The following is a 15,694-nucleotide window of genomic DNA, read 5'->3' on the forward strand; positions in this document are numbered from 1 at the left end:
AATTCTTCTGAAGAAAAGTTGGATGCCGGAAGCCGGCGTCAGATCTCGTCGATCGACGCGGCCTCGAAGCGGCTGGAGATGTTGATGCCGAGCTCCTCCGCAGCGCGGAAGGCCTCGTCATCCGTGTCGCGCAGGTTCACAGCCGTGCCGTCGGCCGAGAGGACCTCGACGTTCAGGCAGAGGGACTGCATCTCCTTCATGAGCACCTTGAAGGACTCCGGGATGCCCGGCTCCTGGATGTTCTCGCCCTTGACGATCGCCTCGTACACCTTGACGCGGCCGAGGATGTCGTCGGACTTGATCGTCAGCAGCTCCTGCAGCGCGTAAGCGGCGCCGTAGGCCTCGAGCGCCCACACCTCCATCTCACCGAAGCGCTGGCCACCGAACTGGGCCTTACCGCCGAGCGGCTGCTGGGTGATCATCGAGTAGGGGCCCGTCGAGCGTGCGTGGATCTTGTCGTCGACGAGGTGGTGCAGCTTCAGGATGTACATGTAGCCCACCGAGACCGGCGCCGGGAACGGCTCGCCGGAGCGGCCGTCGAACAGCTGGGTCTTGCCGGATGCGTCGATCAGGCGGACACCGTCGCGGGTGGGGAGCGTCGAGTCGAGCAGACCCGAGATCTCCTCCTCGCTGGCACCGTCGAACACCGGGGTCGCGACCTTGGTGTTCGGGGCCACGTCGCGAGCGTCGTCGGCGAGCTTGGCCGCCCACTCCGGGTTGCCCTCGACCTTCCAGCCGGTCTTGGCGATCCACCCGAGGTGGGTCTCCAGCACCTGGCCGAAGTTCATGCGGCCCGGGATGCCGAGCGGGTTCAGGACCACGTCGACCGGGGTGCCGTCCGACAGGAACGGCATGTCCTCGACCGGCAGGATCTTCGCGATGACACCCTTGTTGCCGTGGCGACCGGCGAGCTTGTCGCCCTCGGTGATCTTGCGCTTCTGAGCGATGTAGACCACGACGCGACGGTTGACGCCCGAGCCCAGCTCGTCGTCGCCCTCCTCGGCGTTGAACTCCTTGACGGCGATGATCGTGCCCTGCTCGCCGTGGGGCACCTTCAGGGAGGTGTCACGGACCTCGCGGCTCTTCTCGTTGAAGATCGCGCGGAGCAGACGCTCCTCGGCCGAGAGCTCGGTCTCGCCCTTCGGCGTGACCTTTCCGACCAGGATGTCGCCGGGGCGGACCTCGGCGCCGATGCGGATGATGCCGCGCTCGTCCAGGTCCTTCAGCAGCTCGGGGCTGACGTTGGGGAGGTCACGGGTGATCTCCTCCTTGCCCAGCTTGGTGTCGCGGGCGTCGACCTCGTACTCCTCGATGTGGATCGACGAGAGGGTGTCGTCCTTCACCAGCTCCTGGCTCAGGATGATGGCGTCCTCGAAGTTGTGACCCTCCCACGGCATGAACGCCACGAGCAGGTTCTTTCCGAGCGCCAGCTCGCCGTTCTCGGTCGCGGGGCCGTCGGCGATGACCTCGCCGGCCTCGACACGCTCACCGGCGGAGACGATCACACGCTGGTTGTACGACGTGCCCTGGTTGGAGCGGTCGAACTTGCGCAGGTGGTACTCCTGGATGCCGCCCTCGTCGAGCTGCACGGTGACCTTGTCGGCGGACACCTCGGAGACGACACCGGCCTTCAGCGCGGTGACGACGTCGCCGGCGTCGATCGCGGTGTAGCCCTCCATACCCGTGCCGACCAGCGGCGAGTCGGAGCGGAGCAGCGGCACGGCCTGACGCTGCATGTTCGCGCCCATGAGCGCGCGCTGCGCGTCGTCGTGCTCGAGGAAGGGCACGAGCGAGGTCGCGACCGACACCATCTGGCGCGGCGAGACGTCGATGTAGCCGATCTCCTCGGGCAGGAAGAGGTCCACCTCGCCCGAGCCGCCCTTGGGGCGCGCGAGGACGTGGCTCTCGGTGAAGCGACCCTTGGCATCGAGCGGCGCGTTGGCCTGCGCGATGTTGAAGTCGGTCTCCTCGGCGGCGGTCAGGTAGTCGATGTGCTCGGTGACCGTGCCGTTCTCGACCTTGCGGTACGGCGTCTCGATGAAGCCGAACGAGTTGATGCGCGCGAAGGTCGCGAGCGCACCGATCAGACCGATGTTCGGACCTTCAGGAGTCTCGATCGGGCACATGCGGCCGTAGTGCGAGGGGTGGACGTCACGGACCTCGACGCCGGCGCGGTCGCGGCTCAGACCACCGGGGCCCAGAGCCGACAGGCGGCGCTTGTTGGTCAGACCCGCGAGCGGGTTGTTCTGGTCCATGAACTGCGACAGCTGCGAGGTGCCGAAGAACTCCTTGATCGCGGCCACGACGGGGCGCACGTTGATCAGGGTCTGCGGGGTGATCGCCTCGATGTCCTGCGTGGTCATGCGCTCGCGGACGACGCGCTCCATGCGGGACAGACCGGTGCGGACCTGGTTCTGGATCAGCTCGCCGACGGCGCGGATACGGCGGTTGCCGAAGTTGTCGATGTCGTCGGTCGACATGCGGATCTCGGTCTTCTTGCCGCCGCGGATGCCCTCGAAGGTCTCGTCGCCGCGGTGCAGACGCACCATGTACTTGATCGTCGCGACGATGTCCTCGACGGTCAGCACCGAGTCGGTCAGCGGGTTCGCGAGGCCCAGCTTCTGGTTGATCTTGTAACGACCCACCTTGGCCAGGTCGTAGCGCTTCGGGTTGAAGTAGAAGTTGTCCAGCAGCGCGCGAGCGGCCTCGGCGGCGACCTGCTCGCCCGGACGCAGCTTGCGGTAGATGTCGCGGAGCGCATCCTCCTTGGTGAGGATGGTGTCCTTCGCCAGGGTCTCCTCGATGGAGTCGAAGCCGGCGAACTCGGCGAGGATCTCCTCGCTGGTCATGCCCAGCGCCTTCAGGAAGACGGTGACGGACTGCTTGCGCTTGCGGTCGATGCGGACGCCGACCTGGTCGCGCTTGTCGATCTCGAACTCGAGCCAGGCACCACGCGAGGGGATGACGCGAGCCGAGACGATGTCCTTGTCGGACGTCTTGTCGGGGGTCTTGTCGAAGTAGACACCGGGCGAACGCACCAGCTGCGAGACGACCACGCGCTCGGAGCCGTTGATGATGAACGTGCCCTTGTCGGTCTGCAGCGGGAAGTCGCCCATGAAGACCGTCTGGGTCTTGATCTCACCGGTCTGGTGGTTCATGAACTCGGCCTCGACGTACAGCGGGGCGGCGTAGGTCTTGCCGCGCTCCTTGCACTCGTCGATGGAGTACTTCTCCGGCTCCAGGTACGGGTTCGTGAAGCTCAGCTGCATCGTCTCGCCGAGGTCCTCGATCGGGGAGATCTCCTCGAAGATCTCACCCAGACCCGAGATCTCGGACACGTCGGTGCGGCCGGCCTTCTTCGCCTCGGCGACGCGCGCCTTCCAGGCGTCGTTGCCGACCAGCCAGCCGAAGGACTCGGTCTGGAGGGCGAGCAGGTCGGGGACCGTCAGCGTGTCGGAGATCTTGGCGAACGAGAGGCGGGATGCTCCGCGTCCGTTCTTGGGTGTGGTGGTGGAAGTGGATGCGTTGCGAGCAGCAGCCAAGGGAATAACCTCCGTGAGCCTGTGCGGGGCTCGTTGATTCCTCGTCGTCGGTGGAGTGCGCGCGCGAGTCTCAACATGCCGACCACCATATGAGGGCAGGGAGAAGCGAGCGCAACTACCTACTATATGCGCCATTCCACGACATGGCAAGCGTGGTTCTTGACGATTTGCTGGGAGTGGGGTATTAGTACGCTCGTTCCATGGGCAGGTCGCGTGCGAAGGACGATGAGAACCCCCGGGTGCGCCTGGATCACGGGGGTGTCGCGGAGATCGCGGCGTCCGAGTTCACCAGCGGGCACGAGCTGATCGTGGACGGCACGCCGCAGTCGCACGTCGACCTCGACGACCCGACGCATCTGCACTTCGAATACATCGTGCGCATGGGCGCCGTCATCGACCAGCTGCCGTCCGGGCCGCTCACCGCGGTGCACCTCGGGGCCGGCGCGCTCACGATCCCCCGGTACGTCGACGCGACGCGCCCCGGATCCCGGCAGCAGGTGATCGAGCTCGAGGCGCCGCTGGTGCAGCTGGTGCGCGAGCAGCTGCCGCTGCCGAAGGGCGCGTCGATCCGGGTGCGGATCGGCGACGCGCGTGAGGGGGTCGGACGCCTGCCCGCCGCTCTGCACGGCGCCTGCGACCTCGTCGTCTCGGACGTGTTCTCCGGGGCGCAGACCCCTGCACACCTCACCTCGGTGGAGTTCTATCGCGAGCTCTCGTCACTGCTCGCGCCGACCGGCGTCCTGCTCGTCAACGTCGCCGACGGCCCGGGGCTCGCGTTCGCGCGCCGGCAGGTCGCGACCGTGCAGGCCGTGTTCGAGGATGTCGCGGTGCTGGCGGACACCCAGGTGCTGAAGGGCCGCAGGTTCGGGAACCTCGTGATCGCGGCATCCGCCTCTCCCCTGCCGACCGACTGGCTGCCGCGGATGCTGGCTGCGGGGCCGCATCCGGCGAAGATCGCGCAGGGCGCCGAGGTCGCGGCCTTCACGCAGAACGCCCGCGTCGTGACGGATGCGGATGCCGTGGCATCCCCCCGTCCCGACGCGAGCCTCTTCCTGCGCTGACGCCGGGCGGCGTCAGCCGGCGACCCAGGGCGACTTCCTGCCGCCCGGCGCGTCGCCGCGGGTCCACCAGCGCGCCGTGTAGCGGACCCCGTCGTACACGACGACGTCTCCCGCTTCGTACACGTGGTCCGCGAACCAGGGCTGTCCGGCGGCAGGGTCCGCCGCGCAGTCCACATCCGTCTGCCAGGGGCTGTTCTTCGTCGTGCCCGGAATGGTGCCCTTCGCGTACCAGAGCGCCTCGAACACCTTGCCATCCAGGGTGACCCGATCGCCGGCGGAGTAGGTGGTGCGGGCGTTCCAGATCGGCGTCGCGGCGCAGACCGTCTTCTCCGCACCCGCCACCGGGCCGGGCGCTGCAGCGCGCAGCGCGTCGGCGCCTGTCTGCGACAGCTCTCCCTTGGCGTCGCCGGCGATCTGCCAGTAGTCCACACCGCCCAGGCCCTGCGCGATCGCCCACTTAGTCTTCTCGGCGACGGCTGTGGGGTCGTCGAGCGAGAACCACTCCCGGGTCTCGGCGTTGTAGCCGTAGGTGGCGTTGAACGCACCGTCGGCGGTCAGCTCATGGGTGTAGTTCAGGCCCGCGCTCTGCAGCTGGTCCCAGGTGCGCGTGCCGCCGGCGATGCCGCCGCCGGACTGCTGCCACGGCTGCGGGTCGGCATCCTTCCACCCCTGGCCGTAGGCGGCCAGACCGAGGTTCAGCTTCGCCGCGGGGATGCCGGCGTTCCTGTAGGTCGCGACGATGGTGTCCAGGCCCAGGCCCCAGTTGTGGTCGGGATCGCCGTAGATGTTGCCCTGGTGTCCGGTGCGCGGATCCCAGGTGCCCCACAGGTCGTAGCCCTGCAGGTTGCCGAAGTCGAGGTTCTTCCACAACTCGGGGTCGTTCCAGCCGCCAGCGGTGATCACGCCGGGGCTGGCGGGCAGGAACGCGGAGATCTCGAACTCGCGGCCGGTGGCCGCCTCACGGTCATCGAGCGCGGAACGCAGCTCCTGTACGAACGCGAGGAAGTTCGCGCGGTCGTTCACCGGGTCCACCGAGTTGCCGACCTCCTGCGCCCAGTCCGGCGCACCGGGCCACTCCCAGTCCAGGTCGAAGCCGTCGAAGAGGCCCGCCGCGGCACCGGGTCCGCCGCGGCCGGAGATCACCGGCAGGTTGCCGTCGAGGTAGATGTCGATGCAGGACCGCACCAGCGCGGTGCGGCTCTCGGGAGTCGCGACGGCCTTCGAGAACGACTTCGACCACGACCACCCGCCGAGGGAGACGAGCACGCGCAGGTCGGGGTTGATCCTCTTCAGTTGCGCGACCTGGTTCATCGCACCGGCGAGCTTCTGCTTCCGCGTGTCGGCGATGCCCAGCACCGATTCCTCGGCCGCGTACGCCCGCACGAAGTCGGTCTGCGCCTCGCCGGCGGTCTCGGTCTGCCCGGCACCGGGAGCGACGCCGTCGGAGATGAAGCAGGTGTACGGCTTCACGCCGTCGAGGCCCTGCACGCCGGCGGCGCGCGCCGCGTCGAGCGACTCCTGACTGCCGGCGACATTGCCGAACGAGTAATTCAGATGGGTCAGCGTGCCGCTGTGCGCACCCTCGGTGAAGAGGGTCTTCAGCGAGGTGGCGGGATCGTTCGCCATCCACTGCCCGTAGTAGCCGACGTTCCGGTAGCCGTTGATGGTCGTCGTGCCGGGCACGGTGTCGCTCGCGACGGTGACCACAGGAGCGTCGTCAGCGGCGGCCGCCGTCGTGGGCAGGACGGTCGCCGCGAGAGCCAGCGAACCGACGATCACGATCGGGGCGAGCCGCCTTCGGCGTGCGGAGGCGTCGGATGCGGGAGGCATGGGAACTCCTTCGTTCGGGCGCGTCGGGTGTGCGCGCTCCGGGCCAGGATGCCCCACCCCGTGGCATCCCGCCAGCGGTCCACCCCAGGAATGTGGATAACACGTACACACCGCTTGTTGAGGAATGCGACGTGCGGGTCGGGGCGGGCAGGGCGCGCCTCAGGAGGTTCCCGGCGGGAGGAGGCAGACTGTCAGGAGCAGTCGCGGAGGGAGAGTCGAGCAATGAGTCTGATCCAGGGTTATGACCCGGACACCCTTCGCGAACGAGTGGACCAGCGCGAGTGCGAAGCGCGCCTCGAGGAGATCGAGGGGCAGCGCAGCCTGCCCGCCCTGATGGAGCGCGTCTGGCTGCTGAAGGTGCTGGACCGACTCGATGACGCCCTGCCGCTCTCCGAGGAGGCCGTGCGTCAGGCCCGCATGGCGGGAACGCGCAAGGATCTCCTGCGCGCCCGTGTGCTGCACGCGACGATCATGCAGTGCCTCGGCAAGTACGCGGCCGCCGAGCAGGAGCTCGCCCACGTGGCATCCGAGGCGGAGGGACAGGGCTGGGCCCAGGTGGCCGCCTTCGCCCACCAGCACCACGGTAAGAACGCCTACGACGCGGGCGACTACGAGCAGGCCCGTGAGAGCTTCAAACGTTCGCTGTTCCTGCGCCGCGAGGCCGGCGCGGAAGACCGCGACCTCGAGACCGCGCTCCTCGCGATCGAGGCGGCCGAGCGCCGCAGCTCCGTCGAACCCGTCGCGATCTGACCACGTCCTCCCCGGCGATGTCGGTCGGCTGATCTACTGTTGCGACATGGCAGATCTGAGGCGGGTGCGCGTCTGGGCCGAAGCGCTCATCCAGCTGCACCTCGACCCGTCGTGGACGTTCGACTTCGATCACGCCAAGCGCAGGGCGGGTGCCTGCCACTACACGACCAACCGGATCACGGTCTCGCGCTACCTCGCCGCCCGGTTCGACGACGACGAGATCCACCAGGTGCTGCTGCACGAGGTCGCGCACGCGCTCGCCGGGCCCGCGGCGGCGCACGGCCGCGAATGGAAGCGCATCGCTGAGGATCTCGGCTATGTCGGGGGTACGACCCACCACGGCGAGACCGCCACCGAGCTGGCTCCGTGGGTGGGCCGCTGCCCTTCCGGGCACCTCGTCTACCGGCATCGCCGCCCCGGCCGCCCGATCTCCTGCGCGAAGTGCTCGCGCACCTACGACCCGCGGTTCGCGTTCGCCTGGACGCACCGCGAGATCACTCCGGCCACCCGGCTCGCCGCCCAGACCCCGCGCTGAGAGGTCCCGGCGCCTGCAGCGGACATGTGCAGTTCCCGCGGATCGATCCCCGGCATCCGTCCGCGCGAAGCGCACATCCCCGCGCGAACGGCGCATCCGGATGCCGTTCCCCGCTGATGCCCCTGGAGCTGAGCTCGGGCTCCGCGCGCCACTTCTTGACACGCGCGGCGCACATTCACGCCGCACGTGCCAAGAACAGCAGCGCGAACCCGCCACGACGCCGAGAACAGCCGCGCGAACGGAGAACAGCCGCTCGAACGGAGAACAGCCGCGCGAGAGCACAGCAGGCGACACCTCGCGGGACGATCGCGACGCCGGGCGCCGCGCCGAGGGCTACTCGAGCTGCGCGCCGTGCGGACGACGGCGGCGCACCAGTGCCGCGATCCCGCGCCAGCCGAGCAGGAACACGCCCAGCGTGATCGTCGCGACGATGATGAACGGAACCGCTGCCGTGTCACCGGAGAGCACGCGCACGAGCATCCCGCCGGCGACCGTCACCACCCAGACGACGAGGCCCCAGAGCATGCCCCACGGCCGGCGCGGTCGCCCGGGCAGAAGGAACGCGAGCAGGTGGCCGACGACGAGCGCGACCAGGAACGGCCACGCCGTGAGGAGGAAGCCCGTCGGATCCTCGGAGTGCGAGGCGCGGCCGATCGCCGCGAAGACGAGCACGAGCAGGGCGTCGAGGACGAAGGCGGGGAGGAACCTCATGCCTAGACCCTACGCGCGGACCCGCCCGAAAGCGGCTTGTCCGTACCCGACTTCGGATCCCGCCCGCGAAACACCGCCCCATCCGGCATCCGCCCCGGCGCGTCGAGGCGGCGATCCGCTGTCAGGGGCCGCACCATCCAGCCCGTCGGAGCGGCGATCCGCAGTCGGGACCGCACTCGTCAGGCGAACGCTGTGAAGGCTCCGTCGCGGAGGTGCGGCACGGCGCTGCTCGCGTCGTGCTCGGACGCCTCCTCGGGCGTCGCGGGGCGGATGCCGGCATCCGCCATCCGCGCCGTGGACGCCACGCCGATCGCGAGCTCACGCCCCGAGCCGCTCGCGGTGAGCAGGTGCCGCAGGCCGCGCCGCAACGCGCGGAACGACTCCGCGGCCGCGACGGCCTCGGGCGAGGTGTGGTCGATGCCGAGGTCGATCAGTGCGCAGATCACCGCGCCGGCGCCGAGCAGATCCTCGACCGCGAACCGCAGCGTTCCATCGGCCGCCCGCTCCCCTGCGGCGATGACCGTGACGGACGTCCGCTCTCCCCGGCGCTCCTGCAGCGACATCACCGCGGATGCCACGGCCGACGCGTTCCGGATGCCGCCGAGCAGCACCTCCGCACCGGTCGCCGCTGCCGCCTCGGCGACATCCGCGCCGTTGCTGGACCAGGCGCGGGCGCCCTGGAGGTCCACCGAGGTCCCCTCCTCGACCAGCTCGGTCACCGTGGTGGAGAACCGCAGCACGTCGACCGCGACCACGACATCTGCAGGCGCGAGGCGGGCCAGGCCCTCCGCGCCCCACTCGAGGCGCACCTGGTAGGGGGACTGATCGAACGGCGAAGGCATCCCTCCAGCGTAGAGGGATGCCTTCACCTGACCCGTCATTCCGCGGCGAGCGCCTCCACGGGCTGCACCTTCGTCGCGAGGCGGGTCGGGGCGACAGCGGCGATCAGCGTGAGCACGGCGGTCGACGCCGCGATGATCGCGATCGGCACCCACGGCACCACCGGCCACACGAACCCGGCCGGCTCGAAGTCGGGCAGCACCGGCACGGATCCGAGCAGCGACTGCGCGGCGATCCAGCCGTAGACCACCCCGAGCGCCAGTCCCAGCAGGGTCGCGGCGATCGTGATGTGCGCGGCCTCGAGCAGCACCATCCGGCGCACCTGGCGGCCGGTCAGGCCGATCGCGCGCAGCAGCCCCAGCTCGCGCCTGCGCTGCACCACCCCGATGGTCAGCAGGTTCACCAGGCCGACCGCGGCGATCACCGCCGAGATCGCGACCAGCAGCATCATGATGTTCGCGAACGCGTCCATCGGGGCGAAGAACCCCTCGACGAACTCCCCCTCGCTCTGCCGCATCATCAGCACCTTGGCCGACTCCAGCGCGACGGCGAACATCGTGACCAGCGTGACCCCCATCACGACGCCGATCGCCATACGGCTGGAACGCTCCGGGTGCCGCAGCGCGTTCTCCGCCGCCAGCCGAGCCGTCGCGCTGCTGCCGAACATCCGTCCGACCATCCGCAGCACCGGCGGCATCACCAGCACGGCGCCGATCGCGAGGCCGGTGAACGACAGCACGCCACCGGCGAACGCGACGACGACGCCCAGCGGCGACACCAGGCCGAAGACCACGCCGGTTGCGAGCAGCGCCGCCCCGATGATCAGCAGCACCAGGGCGCCGATGTGCCGGCCCGGCCTGGCCGCGACGGCGTCGTGCCCGCGCTCGACGGCTCCGCCGATCGCCTGGAGCGGGGTCACTTCCAGCACCCTCCTCGACCCCGCCCAGGCGGCGACCCACGTGGTCAGCGCCACGCCGACCGCGGGCAGCACGATCATCGGCTGCAGTGTGCTGAACGTCGCCGGCGGGTTCGGCAGCAGCTGCGCGCCGACGATCACGCCGATGTTCGCGAGGGTCAGTCCGGCGGCCAGGCCGAACAGCGCGCCCAGCACGCCGACGGCCAGCCCCTGCCGCGCGACCTCCTCGCGCTGCGAACGAGCGGATGCCCCGATCAGCCGCATCAGCGCGATGCGGCGCGTCCGCCCCGCGATGATCGTCGTGAACGTGTTCGCGGTCACGATCGCCGCGACGTACATGGCGACCGCCGTGAGCAGCACCGACAAGATGGTCACGACCAGCGCGAGCGTCTCGCTGTCGCCGATGTACGGGTCGGCCTGCAGCACCGCGCCGATGTAAGCGGTCACCTCGACGAGGACGACTCCGAACCCTGCGGCGAGCGCCGAGACCAGGATGCTGGCGCCCATGCCCCGTTCGCTCAGCCAGGCCAGCCGTGTCGGGCGGGCGGAACGCTCCCGGCTCTCCCTGCCGAGCTCGGCGACGGCGGTCATGCCGCCACCCCGCTCGCCTTCGTCGCCGCGCCGGCCGTCTCGGCGGCCAGCATGTGCGCCGAGATCTGCTCGGCGGAGAGCTGCGGGTGGTCGGCGACGATCCGGCCGTCGCCGAGGAACAGCACCCGGTCCGCGTGGCTGGCCGCGATCGCGTCGTGCGTCACCATCGCGATCGACTGTCCGTGCTCGCGGCTCGCCGTGGCGAGCAGCTGCAGCACCTCACGGCCGGTGGCCGAGTCGAGGTTGCCGGTCGGCTCATCGGCGAAGACGAGGTCGGGGGCGGTGGCGAGCGCTCGGGCGATCGCCACGCGCTGCTGCTGGCCGCCGGACAGCTCGTGCGGACGGTGCTTCAGTCGCGCACCGAGCCCGAGCGTCTCGACGAGCCCGTCGATGCGGGCCCGTTCGATCGCCGAAGGGCGGCGCCCGTCGAGTTCGAACGGCAGCAGGATGTTGCCCAGCGCGTCGAGAGTCGGGATCAGGTTGAACGCCTGGAAGATGAAGCCCACGCGCCTGCGCCGCAGGATCGTCATCTCCAGGTCTCCGAGCTTCGTGATCTCGGTGTCGCCGATCCACACGCGGCCCTCGGTCGGGGCGTCCAGCCCGGCCATGATGTGCATCAGCGTGGACTTACCAGAGCCGGAGGGGCCCATGATCGCGGTGAACTGGCCGCGCCGGATGCCGACGCTCACGTCGTCGAGGGCGCGGACGCCGGCGGCACCGGCGCCGTAGGTCTTGGTGAGGTGCTGGACGCGGGCGGCGAGGCCGAGGTCCGAAGTCGTGATCTCCATGCCTTCGACGCTATTTCCGCTGCCCGCGCCGGGTCATCGCCCGCCGGATGCATCCCGCGTACATCTGCAGGATGATCTGGGGCGTCAGGCGAGCCCGTGCTCGAAGGCGAACACCACCAGCTGCACGCGGTCGCGCAGTGCGAGCTTGGTGAGGATGCGGCTGATGTGCGTCTTCACCGTCGCCTCGCTGAGGAACTCGCGGGCGGCGATCTCGGAGTTCGAGAGTCCTCGCGCCGCGAGCGCGAAGATCTCGCGCTCGCGCTCGGTCAGGTCGCTGTACGACGCCGGGACGGGCTTGGTCTCGGGGGTGAAGTGCGCGAACAGGTCGCGCGTCGCGGATGCCGCGATCACGCTCGAACCAGACTCCACCGTGCGGATCGCCGCGAGCAGGAACTCCGGATCGGCATCCTTGAGCAGGAAGCCGCTCGCGCCCTGCCGGATGGCCCTGGCCGCAGCCTCGTCCAGGTCGAAGGTGGTCAGCATCACGACGCGCGGGGCGTCCGGGTTCTTCAGGATCTCGGCGGTCGCGGTGAGACCGTCCATCACCGGCATCCGGATGTCCATCAGCACCACGTCTGGTCGCGTGCGTGCGACGACGGCGAGGGCCTCCTGGCCGTCTCCTGCCTCGCCCACGACCGTCATGTCGGGCTGCGACGACACCAGCATCCGGATGCCGGCGCGGAACAGCGCCTGGTCGTCGACGAGCACGACGTTGATCATGAGACTCCGGATCCTGAGCTTGACGAAGGGCCGATGGGCAGACGAGCGCTGACGACGAATCGGTCCCCATGACGCTCGGCCTGAAGCGTACCGCCCACGAGCTGCGCGCGCTCGCGCATGCCGATGACGCCGTGCCCGCCGGACGACGTCGCCTTCGCGGCATCCGCGGTGTTCGAGACCGTCAGGTCCACGGCATCCGCCCACCAGCTCAGCCGCACGTCGACGCCACCCGTGCCGTGCCGGAGGGCGTTCGTGAGCGCCTCCTGCAGGATGCGGTAGACGGCGAGCTGGATGGCTGCGGGCGGCTCGCCCGGAGGCGTCGGGTCGACCGTGACGCGCGGCTCGACGCCAGCCTGCCGCACCTGCGCGAACAGCGTCTCCAGGTCGGCGAGCGTCGGCTGCGGACCGTCGCCCTGGCGATGACGCAGCTGCGTGAGCAGCATCCGCACGTCCGACAGCGCTCCTCGCGCGGTCTGGGCGATCGTGCCGAGCGCCTCCTGCGCGACCTGCGGATCGGCTGCCGCGGCGTAGCGCGCGCCGTCGGCCTGGGCGATCACCACCGCGAGCGAATGGGCGACGACGTCATGCATGTCGCGGGCGATGCGCACGCGCTCCGCCTCCTCGGCCGCCGTGGCCTCGGCGCGCAACTGGGCGTCGCGGGTCTCACGGCCGCGCGCGACCTGGCGCCAGAGCAGGCCGGCGCCCCACGACAGGGCGAGCGAGAGCCCGACGACCGAGCCCATGAGAGCAGCGACGAGCAGCACGCGCATGCCGGCCGAGACGAGCCCCTCGGAGAGCCCGAACTGCTGCATCCCGATGTACAGACCCGCCAGGACGCCGCCGGCGACCGTCGAGGCACCGCCCGTCCACAGCAGCCGGCGCGATCCCCAGGCCGCCGTCGCGAACAGCACCACGAACACCGCGACGTTGCTCGCCATCGGCGGCAGACCGGTCAGCATCTGCAGCAGGCACGCGCCCCACGAGACGGCGAGCGCGATCGGCGGCGACAGGCGGCTGATCGCGGCGGCGCCCCACAATGCGGCGCTGATCACGACGGACACCGTGATCGCCAGCCAGTCCGGGCTCAGCCAGGCGCTCAGCGAGCCGGCTCCCATGATGAACGCGAGCGGTGCGGTGACCAGGAAGCCGAACACGGAGCCGACGATGTCGAGCACCAGCCAGCGGCGAGAAACGGATCTGATCACGTCACCACGCTACGCGAGGGTCTCTCACAGGGCATCCGCCCGGAGATGTATCCGTGCTACACCCGGCAGAGGATCTCGCCGTGCGGGACCAGGTACCAGCCGTCATCGGATGCTGCCCATGCGCGCCAGGCGTCGCTGATGCGCTGCAGCTCGTCCTCGGCGGCGAAGCCGTCGGACAGAAGCTGGCGGGTCAGCGCCGACTCCAGGATGCGGTCCGCCCACATGCCGCCCCACCATGCGCGCTGCTCGGGTTCGGCGTAGCACCAGGTGGATGCCGTGGCCGTGACATCGGTGAATCCCGCCGCGCGGGCCCAGGACAGCAGCCGGCGGCCGGCATCCGGCTCACCGCCGTTCGCGCGGGCCGCGACCTTGTACAGGCGCAGCCACTCGTCGAGTTCGGGCAGCACAGGGAACCAGATGAAGCCGGAGTAGTCCGAGTCGCGCGCCGCGACGATGCCACCGGGCTTCGCGACGCGGCGCATCTCGCGCAGCGCCTGCACCGGGTCCGCGACGTGCTGCAGCACCTGATGCGCGTGCACGACGTCGAAGGAGTCGTCGGCGAACGAGAGCGCATGCACGTCCTCGACCGAGAAGTCGATGTTGCGGATGCCGCGCTCCGCGGCGAGCTTCTGCGACAGCGCGAGCGCATCCGCGTCGATCTCCGTCGCCGTCACCTGCGCGACGCGCTCGGCGAACTCCACGGTGATCGTCCCGGGCCCTGCGCCGACGTCGAGAAGGGTGGCGTCGGGGGCGAGGTGGTCCGCGAGGTACGCGGCCGAGTTCGCGATCGTGCGGCTGCTGTGCGAACGGAGGACGGATTCGTGATGCCCGTGGGTGTAGGTCGCCATCACGACAGTCTTGCAGGGCGAGCGTCGGTGGTTACGCGATCACCGGATCGTCGGGAACATCCAGCATCCGGCGCAGCCGCTGACGATCGGGCTTGCCGGACGCCAGCACCGGGAAGTCGTCGAGCAGCACCAGACGGGATGGTCGTGCCGGTGCGCCGATCGCTGCACCGACAGCCTCCCGTGCCAGGGAGAGCAGGTCCTGCGTCGCGTCCGGCGCCGCCGGCCGGGGCGCCACGACGACGGATGCCTCGCCCCAGCGCTCGTCCTCGACGCCGACGACGGCAGCATGCTCGAGGCCCGTCACTCCGCGGACGACGCGCTCGACGCGGTCGAGGGAGATGTTGATGCCGCCCGAGACGATGACGTTGTCGATGCGGCCGTGCACGGCCACGACCCCGGCATCCGACACCTCGCCGGCATCGCCGGTGCGGTACCAGCGCGTGTCCTCGACGTGCACGAAGGTGCGCTCGGTGAGGTCCGGATCGCCGAGGTAGCCGTCGGCGAGCGTCGGTCCCGTGATCTGCAGCTCGCCAGCCCGCACTGTGACCGTCACCCCGCCGAGCGGAACGCCGTCGTACACGCATCCGCCGGCCGTCTCGCTCGAGCCGTAGGTGCGCACGATCCGGGCTCCTGCGTCGGCGGCGCGCTCGCGCAGCGGGCCCGGCAGCGACTGGCCGCCGATGAGGATGGCGTCGTACGCGGCGAGCGCGGTGCGCACGGCGGGCAGCTCGGGTGCGGCGTCGAGCAGCGTGGCGAGCTGCGCTGGGACGAGCGAGGTGTACTTCCGTTCGGCGGTCAGCTCGGATGTCGCCTCGATGAACGCCTTCGGCGTGAAGCGTCCGTCCAGCCGCGCGGGCGTCTGCCCTGCGGCGAGCGAACGCGCCAGCACCTGCAGCCCGGCGACGTAGCCGGCCGGCAGCGCCAGCATCCACTGCCCTTCGCCGATGCGCGCGGCGGTCGCCTCCCCGCTCGCGCGCAGTGCGGCGCCGCTCAGCACGACCCGCTTCGGGATGCCGGACGAGCCCGACGTCGCGATCACGACAGCTGTGCCGGCGGGCACCGCGTCACCGGCATCCGGCGCGAAGCCCAGCGCCAGCGGCGCAGTGCCGTCGAGCGCCGCCGGCAGCGCCGCCTGCACGGCCCGCGCGTCGGTCCCGATCGGATGCAGCGTCGTCATGTCTCCATCCTGCCTCGCGTCGCGCGCACCGCGCCTGACGCTCAGGTCGCGCCTCGTCCCGGAATCGCGATCTGCCCCGCGCTCAGGTCACGGTTCGCCCCGGCATTCCCGGGTCAGAGCGCGCTTAAGTGCGACCTGAGCGATTCGGGCGCGGCCAGAGCGCACCGAACGGAGACCTGA

The 15,694-nt window shown here is 70.2% G+C and carries 13 protein-coding genes; 3 read left to right on the top strand and 10 right to left on the bottom strand.

The genetic code is table 11. The annotated features are described in order from the left end of the window. Positions 1-38: 38 nt before the first annotated feature. Positions 39-3,542 carry a DNA-directed RNA polymerase subunit beta gene (gene rpoB, locus GON06_RS11090; RefSeq protein WP_157312369.1) on the bottom strand — a complete coding sequence of 1,168 codons (3,504 nt, stop codon included), beginning with the start codon at positions 3,540-3,542 and terminating at the stop codon, positions 39-41. 200 nt (positions 3,543-3,742) lie between these two features. Here rpoB and GON06_RS11095 point away from each other — a divergent pair, with 200 nt between their 5' ends. Next, positions 3,743-4,603: a spermidine synthase gene (locus tag GON06_RS11095; protein WP_157312370.1), complete on the top strand. Its 861-nt coding sequence runs from the start codon at positions 3,743-3,745 to the stop codon at positions 4,601-4,603. A gap of 12 nt (positions 4,604-4,615) precedes the next feature. Here the strand turns inward: GON06_RS11095 and GON06_RS11100 are convergent, their stop codons facing one another. Then, positions 4,616-6,433, bottom strand: coding sequence for a glycosyl hydrolase family 18 protein (locus tag GON06_RS11100; RefSeq protein ID WP_157312371.1), 1,818 nt, complete (start codon positions 6,431-6,433; stop codon positions 4,616-4,618). A 222-nt stretch (positions 6,434-6,655) separates the two neighbouring features. Here GON06_RS11100 and GON06_RS11105 point away from each other — a divergent pair, with 222 nt between their 5' ends. Next, entirely contained in the window at positions 6,656-7,183 is a 528-nt protein-coding gene (locus GON06_RS11105; RefSeq protein WP_157312372.1) for a hypothetical protein, read from the top strand. 46 nt (positions 7,184-7,229) lie between these two features. Further along, positions 7,230-7,718 carry a SprT-like domain-containing protein gene (locus tag GON06_RS11110; protein WP_157312373.1) on the top strand — a complete coding sequence of 163 codons (489 nt, stop codon included), beginning with the start codon at positions 7,230-7,232 and terminating at the stop codon, positions 7,716-7,718. 333 nt (positions 7,719-8,051) lie between these two features. Here GON06_RS11110 and GON06_RS11115 read toward each other — a convergent pair whose 3' ends face one another. The 8 genes from GON06_RS11115 to GON06_RS11150 all read right to left on the bottom strand — a co-directional run bounded on the left by GON06_RS11115 (position 8,052) and on the right by GON06_RS11150 (position 15,514). Then, on the bottom strand, positions 8,052-8,429 hold the full coding sequence (locus GON06_RS11115) for a DUF3054 domain-containing protein (protein WP_157312374.1): 378 nt from the start codon (positions 8,427-8,429) through the stop codon (positions 8,052-8,054). A 179-nt stretch (positions 8,430-8,608) separates the two neighbouring features. Next, positions 8,609-9,271, bottom strand: coding sequence for a 2-phosphosulfolactate phosphatase (locus GON06_RS11120; RefSeq protein WP_157312375.1), 663 nt, complete (start codon positions 9,269-9,271; stop codon positions 8,609-8,611). Positions 9,272-9,306: 35 nt separating this feature from the next. Next, on the bottom strand, positions 9,307-10,776 hold the full coding sequence (locus GON06_RS11125; RefSeq protein WP_157312376.1) for an ABC transporter permease: 1,470 nt from the start codon (positions 10,774-10,776) through the stop codon (positions 9,307-9,309). Continuing rightward, positions 10,773-11,564 carry an ABC transporter ATP-binding protein gene (locus tag GON06_RS11130; RefSeq protein ID WP_157312377.1) on the bottom strand — a complete coding sequence of 264 codons (792 nt, stop codon included), beginning with the start codon at positions 11,562-11,564 and terminating at the stop codon, positions 10,773-10,775. The genes GON06_RS11125 and GON06_RS11130 overlap by 4 nt, the downstream gene beginning before the upstream one ends. An 84-nt stretch (positions 11,565-11,648) precedes the next feature. Beyond that, the gene (locus tag GON06_RS11135) at positions 11,649-12,284 is read right to left on the bottom strand and encodes a response regulator (RefSeq protein ID WP_157312378.1); all 636 of its coding nucleotides are present in this window, start codon (positions 12,282-12,284) and stop codon (positions 11,649-11,651) included. After that, positions 12,281-13,489 carry a sensor histidine kinase gene (locus GON06_RS11140; RefSeq protein ID WP_332837421.1) on the bottom strand — a complete coding sequence of 403 codons (1,209 nt, stop codon included), beginning with the start codon at positions 13,487-13,489 and terminating at the stop codon, positions 12,281-12,283. Before GON06_RS11140 ends, GON06_RS11135 begins: the two co-directional genes overlap by 4 nt. A 56-nt stretch (positions 13,490-13,545) precedes the next feature. Next, entirely contained in the window at positions 13,546-14,337 is a 792-nt protein-coding gene (locus GON06_RS11145; protein ID WP_157312379.1) for a class I SAM-dependent methyltransferase, read from the bottom strand. Between the two features lie 31 nt (positions 14,338-14,368). After that, positions 14,369-15,514: an AMP-binding protein gene (locus GON06_RS11150; protein ID WP_157312380.1), complete on the bottom strand. Its 1,146-nt coding sequence runs from the start codon at positions 15,512-15,514 to the stop codon at positions 14,369-14,371. Between the last annotated feature and the right edge of the window lie 180 nt (positions 15,515-15,694).

It is taken from the genome of Microbacterium sp. MAH-37 (assembly GCF_009758255.1).
Lineage (GTDB): Bacteria > Actinomycetota > Actinomycetes > Actinomycetales > Microbacteriaceae > Microbacterium.